The organism is Edaphobacter sp. 4G125 (genome assembly GCF_014274685.1).
Classification (GTDB): Bacteria; Acidobacteriota; Terriglobia; order Terriglobales; family Acidobacteriaceae; genus Edaphobacter.
Genome location: NZ_CP060393.1, coordinates 1,986,737 through 2,001,325, shown reverse-complemented (window position 1 = coordinate 2,001,325; position 14,589 = coordinate 1,986,737). Strand labels below are relative to the sequence as shown.

Sequence of the window (14,589 nt, the reverse complement as noted above, 5' to 3'; positions counted from 1 at the left end):
TTTCGTTTATCCGTTAAGTCCGTGATTCATAACAAGAGCGACTGCGCTGCGCAGCCGAGCGGTATTGCCCTCAAACGAGGGACGAAGCTTTGGAGTTTTAGAAAATGCACTCTGCTTCAACTCTGCTTCGATCTTCGGACCGAAGAGATGCCAGGCACCGGTAATCTCACCCACGACGATAACCTCGCTGGGAGCCAAAGCAGTGGCAATCATGCGCAGTCCCCTTGCAAGGAAGGAGGACATCTTTTCCAGGGCCTGAATTGCATGGCGATCGTCGGCTTGCGCCATTTTGACCAGTGCCAAAAAGCTCGAGGGAGCAGGACGCCGGCTGATCTCGTGGTAGTAGCGGAGTCCGGCCCGGTTGGATGCGACTGTCTCCCAGCAACCACGGCCGCCGCATCCGCAGGGCTGCCCGTTATAGTCCATCTCCACGTGGCCAAACTCGCCCGCCATGCCGTTGGCGCCACGAAGCAGCCTGCCGTTGGAGAAGATTCCGGTTCCGATACCTTCAGAGACATTGACCACAACAAGATCATTGAGGCCATCGCTGTCACCAAACCATACCTCGGAGAGAGCACAGGCGTTGGCAACGTTTTCCATAACAACATTCAGCCCCGTGGCCCTTTGGATCTTCGTCTGAAGGCTCTGCAAAGGCCAGCTCACGTTCGGAGCAAAAATGGGCTTCTTGGATTTCGGATCCGCACGTCCCGGCAAACTGATCCCCACGCCATCGAAGGACCGCCCATCGTGGTCAGCCATCAGCTTTCGAATCGCAGCCACGATGGGAGCGATCGCCTTATTCGGATCCTTCGGCAGGAGAACGATGTTCTGCGCAACAATGTTTCCTCCAAGATCGGTAACGGCAACGGTCGTCTGCGAAGGATGGATGTCCAACGCGATTACAGCACGCTGATGGTTCAACTCGAGGAAGGTTGGCCTGCGTCCCCGGGGCAGTCTTCCGATAGCGCCCTCAAGAATCCATCGTTCACGAATGAGGTCTTCGACGATCAACGAGATCGTACTGCGTTGTAGCCCGGAGACCCTTGCAAGATCGGCGCGAGAGATGGGCTGACGCGTACGAATGAGATTGAAGACGAGATTGCGATTGATCTGTCGCGGCGTCTTATTCGAAGCGCTCTGTTTTCGAGTGAAGGTAAAGGGTGGTGCCGAGGATAAAGGCATTTATTTTCTCAACGGAAACCGCAAGTGTACATCTGAAGATATTCCCTGAACAAGAAGGCCGCCTTTCACGGTCCGCTTGACAGGTTCTGCAACGAATCTTTATATCACTGAGAAACCGGCATTTTGTAGGTGGTCTGAATTATATCCCTCAGACAATGCTTCTGGCCGGAGAATCCATCCATTGGAGTGCACCTTTCTATGCCTACCCGGCGGCAATTTCTTAAATCCAGTGTTTTCGCAACCACTTCCCTTTCGCTCGGTTCGCACTCCACATTGGGCGCTTCGTTGGTGCGATTGGCTCAAAGCTCCGACACCAATGCTCAAACCAGCGTGAGGTTGTCGTCGGGATGGGAGTTTTTGCGCGAAACGCTTGGAGGGACGTGGGAGGTATGGCACAGTCAGGAAGTCGCCACCTGGAAAGCGGTCGAGATACCTCACTGCTTCAACGCCTATGATGGGTGCGATCCTGATACACCTGCCTATCGTGGGCACGGCTGGTATCGCACTCACATCCCAGTCGCCAATCCTTATCCGCAGGGACGAACCCTTCTTCACTTTGAAGGCGCGGGCCAAACGACTACCGTTTACGCAGGCGACTCTGTAGTAGGGCAGCATATCGGTGGCTATGACGAGTTCGTCTTCGACATTACTGATGCAGTTCAGCAGCTTGCTGCATCGCCCCAGGCAAATGCCGTAAGTCAGAAAAAGCAGGCTCAACCGAGTGGCATCCCCGTTGCGGTTCTTTGCGATAACTCGCGCGACCTGGATCGAATGCCCTCAGACCTGAGCGACTTTACTCTTTATGGCGGTCTCTACCGACATATCAATCTCGTCTACGTTCCTGCAATTTCGTTGGAGACCGTCCACATCAAAACCAGCCTTCCAACTCCAAAATCCTCCGCGGAGATTGAAGTCGAGGCTTCTCTCTACAATCCAACCCGCGACCCTGGAGAAGTTCAGCTTGAGATCGAGATCTTCGATCCCAAGGGCACCAGAATTCATATTGCAAAGCAGAATCTTGCATCCTGGACAGGGACGAAGACGCTTACACGATTTACAGCGAAGACACCTCAGCTTTGGAGCCCTGCTCTTCCAGACCTGTATACGTGCCATATTCGATTCAAGACGGCTCATGGCGAGTACACGGCACAGGAATCTTTTGGAATTCGCCACACGGAATGGATTGATCATGGCCCATTCAAACTAAACGGCGAACGGCTTCTGCTGCGTGGAACCCATCGCCACGAAGATCACGCTGGCTACGCCGCTGCCATGCCAGATGACCTGATCGAGCAGGAGATGCACCTGATTAAGGAGATGGGAGCGAATTTCATTCGCCTGGCCCACTATCAGCAGTCGCGGCGAGTGCTGGATCTATGCGATCGTCTCGGCATTCTTGTATGGGAAGAAATTCCGTGGTGCCGTGGTGGGATTGGAAACGAAGTCTTTCAGGAGATGGGCCGTCGCACCCTGCGCAACATGATCTCGCAACACTACAACCATCCGAGCATCCTGCTCTGGGGCCTGGGCAATGAGAATGACTGGCCTACTGAATATCCTGAAGTGAACCAACAAAAGATTCGCGCCTATCTTACCGAGCTGCGTGATCTCTCGCACCAACTCGATCCTTCACGCATGACAACCATCCGCCGTTGCGATTTCGCCCGCGACATTCCAGATGTTTATTCACCCTCCATATGGGCGGGCTGGTATAGCGGTACTTATCCGGAGTATCAGAAATCACTCGAAACTCAGCGCGAACGCGTGAAACATCTCTTCCATGCGGAATGGGGAGCCGACAGCCATGCAGGCCGTCACTCGGAAAATCCCGACAAGGTTCTCGCGGAAATCGCTACCGGCCGTGGAACGGATGAACGTGGCCTCGCCTACCTTCACACCGGCGGCGAAGCTCGTGTCTCACGCGATGGAGACTGGTCGGAGACCTACGCCTGTAATCTCTTCGACTGGCATCTGAAGGTACAAGAGACTCTCGACTGGTTTGCCGGATCTGCACAGTGGGTCTTCAAAGACTTCACAACTCCGCTGCGGGTGGATAATCCAGTCCCTCGCATCAATCAAAAAGGTGTGATCACACGCGACATGCAGAAGAAGGAGTCGTATTTCGTCTTTCAGTCCTACTGGAGTGAGACGCCCATGGCGCACATCTATGGCCACACATGGCCAGTACGATGGGGAGCACCAGGGGAACAGAAGATGGTTAAGGTGTACTCCAATTGTGAGACCGCAGAACTTTTTGTAAATGGTGTCTCCGCAGGAGTGCGTCACCGCAACAGCCAGGACTTTCCTGCCGCAGGGTTGCGGTGGATGGTTCCATTTACAGGAGGGGCCAACAAGCTCCGAGTTATAGCAAAAAAAGGAGCCACTATGATCACGGATGAGATCGGGTTCCAGTACCAGACCCAAACCTGGTCCAAGCCCGCAAAGTTCGTCCTTACAGAAGCCAAACGTAGTGGAGATAAGATCACCGTCGAGGCAACGCTGCTCGATGCACAAGGTGCGCTCTGTCTTGATGCCCGCAACCGTGTCCGTTTTTCGGCTGCGGGAAGCGGCAAACTGATCGACAATCTGGGCACGCCCAGTGGCTCTCGTGTCGTTGAGATGGCAAATGGACGGGCGTGCATTAGCCTTCAGCGCACGGGAACAGGGCAGTCTGTCATCGCCGTAGAATCCCCTGGGATTCAGGGTGCGTTGCTCATCGTTCCGTCGATCTGATTTAAATCCGTATCTTTTATCAAGAGTCGAGCGTCGAACATCAAGCCGCACCGCGCTGTATAGTAGTTGTTTTGACCGTAGATTTCAGGAGGTTTTTCGCGTGCGCCTTCGACGCATCCTCGCAACCTTTATTCTGGGCCTCGCTTTCAGTAGTGCGGCATACTCGCAGGACCTCGCGAGCTTTGAAAAACGCACCACGGTGAAGGTCTTGCCGAATGGCATGACTCTGATCGTCTGCGAACGTCCCGAAGCCCCGGTCTTCAGCTTCTACACCCTCGTCGATGCCGGTTCCGCCGATGACCCACAGGGTGCAAGCGGGCTTGCCCATATGTTCGAGCACATGGCCTTCAAGGGTTCAACCGAGATCGGCACAACGAACTACCCTGCCGAAAAGGTTGCCCTGGCCAAGGTGGAGACGGCCTATGCGGCATATGATGACGAGTACAGAAAGCGCGTCGGCCAAGATCCTGCAAAGCTCGCTCAACTCAAAAAAGCATTTGAAGATGCGCAGGAAGCCGCACAAAAATACGTCATCCCCAATCAATTCTCAGAGATCGCCGAGCAGAATGGGGCTGTTGGTATCAACGCCTCGACCGGGGAAGACTCGACCCAATACTTCTGGTCGATGCCTTCAAACCGGCTGGAACTCTGGGCCTATCTCGAGAGCCAGCGCATTGGTCACCCCGTGCAGCGGGAGTTCTATAAGGAGCGCGATGTCGTCCAGGAAGAGCGTCGCATGCGCATTGATTCTTCTCCGATCGGGCGCATGGTCGAACAGTTTCTCGCGACGGCGTATGTCGCGCACCCCTATGGCCGCAGCGGCGTAGGATGGGAGAGCGAGATCAGCCAGGTTTCGGCGACCGAGGCCGAAGCGTTCCACAAGAAATACTATGTTCCTTCGAATATCGTGATCGCCGTTGTGGGCGATGTGAAGGCGGCCGATGCTCTCCCCGTCCTTGAGCGCTACTTCGCGAAGATTCCCGCCGGTCCAAAGCCGACGCCAATGACGACCGTAGAACCGCCTCAGTTCGCGGAAAAATCAGTCATAATCCGTGAGGCGACACAGCCCTTTTATCTTGAGGGCTACCACCGCCCGGACTATCGCGATCCTGATGACTCTGTCTATGACGCCATTACCGATATCTTCTCCAATGGCCGCACCGCGCGTCTTTATCGCTCCTTGGTGCGCGATCAGAGGATCGCTGCCGAAGCCCAAGGCTTTTCTGGCTTCCCTGGCGAGAAGTTTCCAGGGCTCTTCGCCTTCTATGCCGTTCCGCTTCCCGGTCATAACCCTGAAGAGATGCGGACTGCGATCCACAAGGAGCTTGACCGCCTGAAGACTGAAGATGTTACCGACGAAGAACTGGCCCGCTTCAAAACTCGTGCCCGGGCCGATCTGCTTCGTGGTCTGGCCGACAATGACGGCCTGGCGCACCAACTCGCCGAGTATCAGACACGCTACGGCGATTGGCGAGAGCTATTCCGCGAACTCGACAAGATCAATGCTGTCACCAAGGCCGATATCCGTCGCGTTGCCAATAAGATCTTCGTCGAAAGCAATCTCACCAGCGCGCGTATCGAATTCGTCGCGCCGCAAAAGCCTATGAAGACATCGGGAGGAACAGAGTGAAGAGCTTGATGAACTGGAATCGCACGGCAATCGCAGCAATAGCTGTTCTTGCCACTGTCCTTCCCTCTTCTTTCTGCTTCGCGCAAGCGGCAGCTGCACCCACAAAACCGGCTTCGGCTGTCGTGGCTCCTGCACAGCCTTGGAAGAAGATTCCTATTCCCCCATTGCACGCTTTTAAACCACAACAGCCGAAACGGGTTGAGTTGGCCAATGGGCTTGTGATTTTCCTGCAGGAAGATCACGAACTTCCCTTCATCAATGGCCGCATCCTCATACGCGGAGGTAGCCGCGACGAGCCTGCCAATAAGATCGGCATGGTTTCTCTGTACGGACAAACATGGCGTACGAGTGGAACGACTACGACCAGCGGCGACAAGCTCGACGATCAGCTGGAATCCAAAGCCGCCAGTATCGAGTCTTCTGGAGGAGCAGCCAACACCTCTCTCCGCTGGTCGAGCCTGAAGGGAGATTTCAACTCGGTCTTCGCCTCCACGATGGATCTGCTCCTGCATCCGGACTTCAAGGCAGACAAACTCGCGCTGGCCAAGCAGCAACTGGATACAGGCATCGCTCGGCGCAATGATGATGCCAGCGGAATCGCAATCCGGGAAGCCGTCAAGCTCGTCTATGGCGCCACCAACCCCTATGGCCGTCAGCCAGAATATGCCACCGTCGGCGCTGTGACACTCGACGACCTAAAGGCTTGGCACGATCGGACGGTCGTTCCCAATGGGATGATCGTTTCTGTCTCCGGCGATTTTGATTCATCCGAGATGGAGGAAAAACTTCGCTCCGCCTTTAAATCGCTTCCTCGCGGAGAGGTCGTAGCTTCGGAAAAATTCACCTTCACCGACCCCAAACCCGGCATCCGCTTTGCTGAAAAAGAGGATGTCAATCAGTCCAATGTTCTTATTGTTGGTCTAGGCACCGAGCGTTCCAACCCCGACTACTACGCTCTCAGCGTGATGAACGAGATCTTCTCTGGAGGCTTTGGCTCGCGCGTTGTCCAGAACGTTCGCACCAAACTCGGCCTTGCCTACGATGTCAGCGGCAGTTTCGGGGCCTCGTATGATCACCCTGGCATCTTCTACGTGATCGCCGGGACCAAAAGTTCATCGACCGTGGCGGCCACAAAAGCCATGCTGGATGAGATCGAACGTCTCAAAACCGTTCCTCCCTCGGCCAGCGAACTGGCGAAGGCCAAGGACCAGCTTCTGAACTCCTTTATCTTCCACTACGATTCGCCCGAGAAAACTCTCAACGAACAAGTCACCCTTGCCTTTTACGGTTATCCATCCGACTTCCTCGAGAAATATAAGACTGGCATCGAAAAGGTAACAGCCGCAAATGTCGCTCGAGTCGCGAATAAATATGTCGATCCCTCGAAACTCGGAGTCGTTGTTGTCGGAAATCAAGCCGAGATCAAACCCCCGCTCAGTTCCATGGGGGCAGTCACTCCGTTGGACATCACTATTCCGCCGCCACCCGGTAAGTCTGAACAGTAAATCAATGTACTTCGCATTTGCCAGAATCGTTCAGCAAGTTAAATCAACAGGGTTCGGTATGTAGCCGAGCCCTTTGATTTATTAACCTAGAATTTCAAATGCGCCGAAGACATAACCGCATCTATGCGACGGGCTGACAGTCCCCTGACCGTACCTCGCGTACATCGATTGCCTTCATCCCAGCCCGATGTGCCGCTTCGAGTCCTTCATTCGTATCTTCAAAGACAATGACACGCTTGGGCAGTACTCGCATACGCTTAGCAGCTTCCAGATAAACATCCGGCGCCGGCTTTGGTCGTTCGATCTCGTCGCTCGTTACGATGGTATAAAACATGGGTCTTAGTCGCAGGGCAATCAAGGTGGCTTCCACGTTCTTTCTGATGCCATTCGATGCGACAGCCATCGGGACCGTTCCGAACCACTTTCGCGCAACCTCAGTAACGACCTTGATCTCCTGAACGAGGTGAAGATTCGCAAGATACGCCTGGTTCACCCGTTCATAAAAATCTTCTCGAACCAGAGATTCCACCCTGAACTCGGCTTCATACGCATCAAGAAGGTCCTCTGGGCCAAGGCCGGTTCGTTTGTGATACCACTCAGGACTCATCGTCAAACCAAGCGGCGCAAGCCCCTGTTGAATGGAATACAAATGCGCATTCGCACTATCGACAAGGGTGCCGTCGCAGTCGAAAATGAGAGCATCGAATGTTCCCTTTTCTAAATCCAAAGCCATGGAATGATTGTACTGAGAGCCTCGTGAAGGAGCTTATATGCGGATTGGCGTAATTTCGGATACACATGGATTACTGCGACCTGAGGCCTTGGAAGCACTGGCAGGCGTAGAACATATTCTGCACGCCGGTGATGTGGGCGATCCAAAGATCCTTGATGCGCTAAAGGAGATTGCACCCATAACCGCCATTCGCGGTAATGTAGACGTCTCCGGAGCTTGCTCTGCGCTTCCCGCAACTGAAGCCGTTGAGTTAGGCGGAAAATTGTTCTACATCGTGCATTCGATCCATGATCTGGATCTCAATCCAAAAGCAGCGCAGATTGATGTTGTCGTCAGCGGGCACACTCATAAGCCAATTGTGGAGACGAAGCACGGGGTAATGTATCTAAATCCCGGCAGTGCGGGTCCCAGACGATTCAGCCTGCCCATCAGTTTGGCTCTTGTTACGGTGAACGAGAAAAGCGTCGAAGCCCAGATCATAGAGCTCCCGGTTCAAAAATAAAATTCATTATTTGGCTAAATTGTCGACACGATAATACAATTGTCGGCAACTAACGCACGCAGGCTTGGATCCCTCTATAACAGGCCTGGTGTTCGCCGGATTTGATTCTTTCTATGGAACAAGAAATAAAAACATCCTCTTCGTATCGCTGGTGGCTCATTGGAATGCTCTGGTTCGTCTGTTTCTGCAATTACGCAGATCGCCAGGCAATCTTTTCAATCTTTCCTCTGCTTCGCACCGAACTTCGACTTAGCGACCTGCAACTGGGAGTCGTTGCCTCATCCTTTATGTGGATGTATGCTTTGGCCGGTCCGTTCGCAGGATGGGTTTCAGATCGTCTGTCTCTCCGCGGCGTAATCCTGGGAGCGCTTGCGTTCTGGTCTCTCATGACCGCCGGAACGGCTATTTGCCATAGCTATGGCGGGCTGGTCTTTTTCCGGACATTCGGAGGATTAGGAGAAGCGTTCTATTATCCAGCGGCGATGGCGCTCATCGGGGTATACCACGGAGCACAGACCCGATCTCGCGCAATGGCCCTGCATCAATCCGGCGTTTATATCGGAACCATTGCAGGCGGATCCCTGTCCGCTGTGATTGCGGAACAGCATGGCTGGCGCACCTCATTCTTTTGGTTTGGAGGAGCCGGAATCGCGCTCTGTGCGATTCTTCTGTTTTGCCTCCGCTCACCACATAGAACATCTCCCCTGCAGACCGAGGGCACAAAAGCCAGGTTCTTTCACGAAGCAGGCGAAGTACTCTCCAACGGCTACGCTATGGCTCTGATGGGAGTTTTTATCGGGGCAAACTTTGTGGCCGTGGTCTTTCTAACCTGGCTCCCGACATATCTCTACAACAAATTCCATCTCACCTTAAGTCAGGCCGGTTTCAGCAGCACGGCTTATCTTCAGGTGGCTTCCGTATCCGGCGTTTTGCTGGGTGGAGTACTGGCGGACCGGATCTCATCAAAGCGGATTGGAGGTCGCCAGATCATCCAGGCCGTGGGGCTTCTCTGCGGCGCCCCTCTGATCTTTCTAACAGGCTGGACGGAGACAATGGCCGGCCTGATTGCAAGCATGATAGGGTTCGGATTTTTTAAGGGCCTGTACGATGCCAATATCTGGGCGTCGCTTTACGATGTGATTCCGGTGAATCGTCGCGGAGTAGCAGCCGGAACGATGAACTCACTCGGCTGGCTTGGAGGAGGCATAGCGCCAATAGCGATCGCTGCCGGGTCTCGTCGCTTTGGCATGAGCGCCTGCATCAGCGCCACATCTCTCATTTACCTTGGCCTCTCGGGCGCATTGCTTCTTCTTGCCCGTGCCATGAAGAAAAATCAACTTCGCACTAGAGATACAGTGACTCTGTAACATCAAGGTTCGCGAGGTGATTTTCGCGCTCCCACAGGTCAAACTCTTCAAGGCGTTCTCGACTACTCACCTGAATGTGCTCGGCCAATAAATGCCGGGCCTCTTCAGGGTTGCGGTTCATCACAGCATCAAGAATAGCCCGATGATGTTTATAGATTCGCTCAAGTTCTTCGCGCTTGTGACCGCTACGCTGGATTCCAAAGATGCGAATCATCAGGCGGGTATCATTGACGACCTTCAGAATCCGCGCATTCGCCGCAATACGAATCAACAGTGCGTGAAATGCCAGATCAGAGGTTGTAAACCTTTTCATCTGCTCGGCGTTGAGCTCCCTCTTGCTACTGGCCTTCAACTCTTTGATCAACACCTGGGTCTCTTCGAGAAAACCTTCCAGACGCTTCTGGTCAATTGCCTTCACTCCCTCGTGAGCCGCGCGTCCCACCGCAAAAACTTCAAGCGCTTCGCGTAACTCATAAAGATCGATAATTCCCTGACGGGTCAGCTGAGTGACAACAATCCCGCCTCCGGGACTAAGCTCCAGCAGACCTTCTGCAAGCAATTGTCCTGCAGCTTCTCGCACGGGAGTTCGGCTGCTTCCGAGTTCTTTTGAGATCGCCAGTTCTGAAATCAGACTGCCCGAACGAAGTTCTCCGCTTGCAATCTTATGCTGGATCAACTGGTAAGCCTTCATCCGGACAGACTGTTTTCCTGGATGGTGCGTAATGGATCGTCGTGGCATTTCGAGTTGAGTTTAGAACATTCTATTCCGTGATGTGTAGCAATTGAATTTTCCATTTTAAAATTATGAATAATGTCGACATATAAACTACTACATGTATACTTTTACAAATGAACCGTTTTAATGGCGTATATGCTGCTCTACTGACTCCTCGAAACGACGACGGAGAATTGAACCTTCCCTCTTATCGCCATCAAGTAGAAGTTTTGAAAGAAAAAGGACTAAGTGGCTATGCCATCAACGGAGCCACCGGAGAATTTACATCCAATTCCGAAGAGGAATTGCGGCTGTTACTGCAAGAAGCTCGCTCCGTGGCTCCCAATATGGATATTCTCTGTGGAGTTGGTGCAGCCGATACTCGGGGTTCCATCCGTCGCACGAAAGTGGCAGCAACATCGGGCGCGAGTGGGATCTTGCTCCCAATGCCTTACTTTTTCCCGTATCGACAGGATGATCTTCGTGAATTCATTCACGCTGTAGCATCGGAGACTGAACTTCCGATCCTGCTCTATAATTTGCCGCAGTTTACTTCCGGACTCGACACCGATACAGTTCTCACCCTCCTGAGAGAACACAACAACATCCAAGGGATAAAAGACAGTAGCGGCTCTTTGGAGATTGTGCGGGCGATTACCCGTGAAAATATCCCGGCAACACGTTTGATTGGCAATGACAGCGCTCTGTGTGACGCGCTGTCAGAAGGCGTCTGCGACGGCGTGGTCTCAGGTGTCGCATGCGCTCTTCCAGAGCTGATGCTCTCTTTGTTTTTCAGCGATAGAAAAGAACCTAATTTTGGTCAACTCCGAGGACAGTTGGAGCTATTCATCCATAAAATTGGACCGTTGCCGACTCCCTGGGGTCTGAAGGTGGCCAGCGCTGTTCGTGGATTTACCGAGGAATCCTATCCTCTTCCTCTCTCCCCACAGCGCAAGCAGGAAGCGGAGCAACTACGGGAATGGTTTACTAAGTGGTTTTCACAGGAACTGAACCAAAAGTGAGGGCAGGATGAATAAGCAGATTTACTTAGTGACGAGTGGAGACCTTCGGCAGGCTGCTAACGAAACATGCTGGCCCGCACAAGCCGAACTGGAACAAACGCTGGTCGAGGTCTTTGCCAAAGAAGGTTATGAACTGGTTCGGGCGTTCCCTTACGACGGTCGCTTGAAGCATGGGTTCATCTCAAGCCAGCGCATGGGAATGGATGTCTTCCGGAAGATTCCGGCCGAAGCTCCTTTGGTGTTCGCAACTGCTGCCTGGCAGTATACCCATCATGTTTTGCCGGGGCTGCGTACGCATCGAGGACCGATCCTGACGGCTGCAAACTGGTCGGGACAGTGGCCCGGTCTTGTGGGGCTTCTGAACCTGAATGGATCGATGGTCAAGGCAGGAGTTCGGTTCTCCAGCATCTGGAGCGAGACATTTCAAGATGATTTTTCCCGCAATATCATTCGCGATTGGCTGCGCACAGGCGAAGTGAAGCATGACCTTTCCCACGTTCATTCGCTAAGTCTCTCTTCCCTGCCGAAGCAGGAGCGCGAGACAGGTGAACAGCTTGCAAAAACACTTGTCGAACGCAAGATCATTCTTGGTGTCTTCGATGAAGGCTGCATGGGAATGTACAACGCCATCATCGATGATGAGCAGATGAACCGCTCGGGATTTTATAAAGAGCGTCTGAGCCAATCGGCCCTATATGCACGAATGCAACGAGTCTCCGCAGAAGAAGCACAGAATGTAAGAAACTGGCTCGATGCAAAGGGACTCACCTTCCATACTGGAAAAGATGAAGCGACAGAGCTGACCGACACACAGATTCTTCAGCAGTGCAAGATGTATATCGCTGCTCTGCGCATCGCTGACGATTTCGGCTGCGATGCAATTGGCATCCAGTATCAGCAAGGTTTGAAAGATCTCGTCCCGGCTTCAGATCTCGTGGAAGGCTTGCTGAACAATCCTGACCGGCCTCCTGTCTTGAATGAGACAGGCGCGGACGAACTGTTCCGAAGCGACTCCCTTCCACACTTCAACGAGGTGGATGAATGCGCCGGCGTTGACGCAGTTATTACAAACCGGTGCTGGAAGGCACTGGGACTCGATCCTTCCACGACCCTACACGATGTTCGATGGGGACGACAGTACGAAAACGACTTTGTGTGGTTGTGGCAGATCTCAGGAGCGGCTCCAGCAAGCCACTTTGTTAACGGATATGCAGGATCAGAGAGCGACCGCCAACCCCCGATGTACTTCCCGCTTGGTGGAGGAACCCTGAAGGGGATCGGGCGTCCTGGAGATATCGTGTGGAGCCGCGTCTTCGTCGAAGGTGGCGAGCTACACATCGACATGGGGCTAGCAAAGGTAATTACCCTACCTGAAGAAGAGACCCAGGCACGATGGAACGAAGTCACGCGCCAGTGGCCAATGGTGAGCGTCGTCACAGAAGGAGTCTCACGCAACCAGTTCATGGCTCGCCATCGGGCAAACCACGTCAGCATTGCGTATGCAGGAAGTCGGGAAGAGGCCCTGCGGGCCTTGGCCGTCAAGGCTGCGATGTGCTCTGGACTTGGGATTCACGTACATCTCTGCGGAGTGAATTTCTAACAACTAAAATCTGGATTCCGTTTATGACTCGACGAACGGAATCCAGACCTGCATCGGCATAGGGGAACGGTTCGCCCACGCATAGTATGGAATCAGTGTCAGTATTGTTGCAGTAGTCTCTGCTTTGCCTTCTCAAATGGAGCGATAGCGATCAGTCTCAGTCTGCGTGGTGATTCTGTATGGATGCTCGATGGGAACGATTCCATCCAGTATCTTCGGCTCAAAGCTCGCCATGTGACCAGATCGGAGCTTCGCATAAGGTACCCTGGAAATTCCACCATGGGCTTATTCTTCCAATTCCGTATAGAGTTTGGCACTCGGTTCAACCGACTTGCTACGAACACTGCTTGACTACGCGAATGCAGTAACTGCAAGGATAGACATAGAAGGAATAAAATCTTGCCGTGAAACAGAATCTGCCATCGCAGGCTAGCTCCTATTTCAAGATCCTAACTGTTCTAGACGTGCAACTAATTCACGTCTAATGAACTGGGATCGCAGGTAAAACTCTGCGCAATGAAGAAAGAGACAAGATGAAAGCTATATCGCTTATGGCGGCTGGCGACGCTCGCATCATAAACAAGAGCGAGCCGCAGAGGTCGGGAAAAGAATTGTTGCTCAAAGTAGAGATGGTGGGTCTCTGCGGAACCGACCTCAACAGCTTTCGCGGTAAGAATCCTTTAGTGACCTACCCGAGAATCATCGGGCACGAGATTGCCGCAACCGTGGTCGAAGGCTCTTCATCAGTTCCGTCAGGAACAACCGTTACTGTTTCACCTTATACGAGCTGTGGTCTTTGTGCTTCATGCCGCAGGGGACGACCTAATGCCTGCCAGCACAATCAGACCTTCGGTGTGCAGCGTGACGGTGCGCTGACCGAATGGATCACGGTTCCAGAGGAAAAAGTCTATCCCTCAACATCGCTCTCCTTGAAAGAACTTTGCCTTGTTGAGCCATTGACTGTAGGTGTCCATTCGGTCGCGCGTGGACGGGTGACCGCAAACGATGTTGTAGCGGTCTTCGGCTGTGGCGGTGTCGGTTTAGGTGCCATTGCGGGAGCAGCATTTCGTGGGGCTCGCACCATCGCCATCGATCTCGACGATGCAAAGTTAGAGACGGCTCGCGCTGCCGGTGCTACAGACCTGATTCACTCGGCCGATGAAGACTTCCGTTCCCGTCTGCGTGAGATGACCGGAGGCCACGGGCCGGACGTAATTATTGAAGCGATTGGCTTGTCTGAGACCTATCGCGCGGCCATCCAGGAGGTCGCCTTTGCTGGACGGGTCGTGTATATCGGGTATGCAAAAGAACCTGTTGATTATGAAACACGACTCTTCGTCCAGAAGGAGCTGGACATCATGGGTTCGCGTAATGCGTTGCCGGAAGATTTCCGAGAAGTGATCACTATGCTGGAGCAGGGTAAGTTTCCGACAGAGAGAGCCATTTCGGCCATCGTCAGCATGGAAGAGACGCCGGCAATTCTTGCAGAGTGGTGCAATCGACCTGCCGCATTTACCAAGATCCTGGTTCAAGTAGAGAAGTGACACAGATGCAGCAGAATCTCGAATAGATTCTTTTCTGAATTCTCGCTTCTTGCAAA

At 53.2% G+C, this 14,589-nt stretch carries 12 protein-coding genes; 8 read left to right on the top strand and 4 right to left on the bottom strand.

The window, feature by feature from the left end; translation table 11 throughout:
- Window positions 1-6: 6 nt before the first annotated feature.
- Window positions 7-1,182 carry an ROK family transcriptional regulator gene (locus H7846_RS08320; protein ID WP_186695986.1) on the bottom strand — a complete coding sequence of 392 codons (1,176 nt, stop codon included), beginning with the start codon at window positions 1,180-1,182 and terminating at the stop codon, window positions 7-9.
- A gap of 198 nt (window positions 1,183-1,380) precedes the next feature.
- Here H7846_RS08320 and H7846_RS08315 point away from each other — a divergent pair, with 198 nt between their 5' ends.
- From H7846_RS08315 to H7846_RS08305, 3 genes are all read left to right on the top strand, one after another.
- Entirely contained in the window at window positions 1,381-3,915 is a 2,535-nt protein-coding gene (locus H7846_RS08315; RefSeq protein WP_186695985.1) for a glycoside hydrolase family 2 protein, read from the top strand.
- 100 nt (window positions 3,916-4,015) lie between these two features.
- A complete protein-coding gene (locus H7846_RS08310; RefSeq protein WP_255460946.1) occupies window positions 4,016-5,545 on the top strand; it encodes a M16 family metallopeptidase in 1,530 nt (509 codons plus the stop codon).
- Window positions 5,546-5,553: 8 nt separating this feature from the next.
- The gene (locus tag H7846_RS08305) at window positions 5,554-7,050 is read left to right on the top strand and encodes a M16 family metallopeptidase (protein ID WP_186695984.1); all 1,497 of its coding nucleotides are present in this window, start codon (window positions 5,554-5,556) and stop codon (window positions 7,048-7,050) included.
- A gap of 121 nt (window positions 7,051-7,171) precedes the next feature.
- Here H7846_RS08305 and H7846_RS08300 read toward each other — a convergent pair whose 3' ends face one another.
- Window positions 7,172-7,783 (bottom strand): HAD family hydrolase, encoded by a 612-nt coding sequence (locus H7846_RS08300; RefSeq protein ID WP_186695983.1) that lies wholly within the window; start codon window positions 7,781-7,783, stop codon window positions 7,172-7,174.
- Window positions 7,784-7,820: 37 nt separating this feature from the next.
- Between H7846_RS08300 and H7846_RS08295 the strand changes: the two genes are divergently transcribed.
- Together H7846_RS08295 and H7846_RS08290 are read left to right on the top strand one after the other, a co-directional pair.
- A complete protein-coding gene (locus tag H7846_RS08295; protein WP_186695982.1) occupies window positions 7,821-8,285 on the top strand; it encodes a metallophosphoesterase family protein in 465 nt (154 codons plus the stop codon).
- Window positions 8,286-8,398: 113 nt separating this feature from the next.
- Entirely contained in the window at window positions 8,399-9,652 is a 1,254-nt protein-coding gene (locus H7846_RS08290; RefSeq protein WP_186695981.1) for an MFS transporter, read from the top strand.
- On the opposite strand, the gene H7846_RS08285 is transcribed toward H7846_RS08290, so the two are convergent.
- Entirely contained in the window at window positions 9,630-10,343 is a 714-nt protein-coding gene (locus tag H7846_RS08285; RefSeq protein WP_186695980.1) for a GntR family transcriptional regulator, read from the bottom strand. The genes H7846_RS08290 and H7846_RS08285 overlap by 23 nt on opposite strands.
- Before the next feature lie 158 nt (window positions 10,344-10,501).
- On the opposite strand from H7846_RS08285, the gene H7846_RS08280 reads away from it, so the two are divergent.
- Window positions 10,502-11,389: a dihydrodipicolinate synthase family protein gene (locus tag H7846_RS08280; protein ID WP_186695979.1), complete on the top strand. Its 888-nt coding sequence runs from the start codon at window positions 10,502-10,504 to the stop codon at window positions 11,387-11,389.
- Window positions 11,390-11,396: 7 nt separating this feature from the next.
- Window positions 11,397-12,989, top strand: a complete 1,593-nt coding sequence (locus H7846_RS08275; protein WP_186695978.1) for a fucose isomerase — start codon at window positions 11,397-11,399, stop codon at window positions 12,987-12,989.
- 21 nt (window positions 12,990-13,010) lie between these two features.
- Here H7846_RS08275 and H7846_RS18125 read toward each other — a convergent pair whose 3' ends face one another.
- Window positions 13,011-13,091 (bottom strand): hypothetical protein, encoded by an 81-nt coding sequence (locus H7846_RS18125; protein WP_370561404.1) that lies wholly within the window; start codon window positions 13,089-13,091, stop codon window positions 13,011-13,013.
- Window positions 13,092-13,522: 431 nt separating this feature from the next.
- On the opposite strand from H7846_RS18125, the gene H7846_RS08270 reads away from it, so the two are divergent.
- Entirely contained in the window at window positions 13,523-14,533 is a 1,011-nt protein-coding gene (locus tag H7846_RS08270) for a zinc-binding alcohol dehydrogenase family protein (RefSeq protein ID WP_186695977.1), read from the top strand.
- Window positions 14,534-14,589 lie beyond the last annotated feature (56 nt).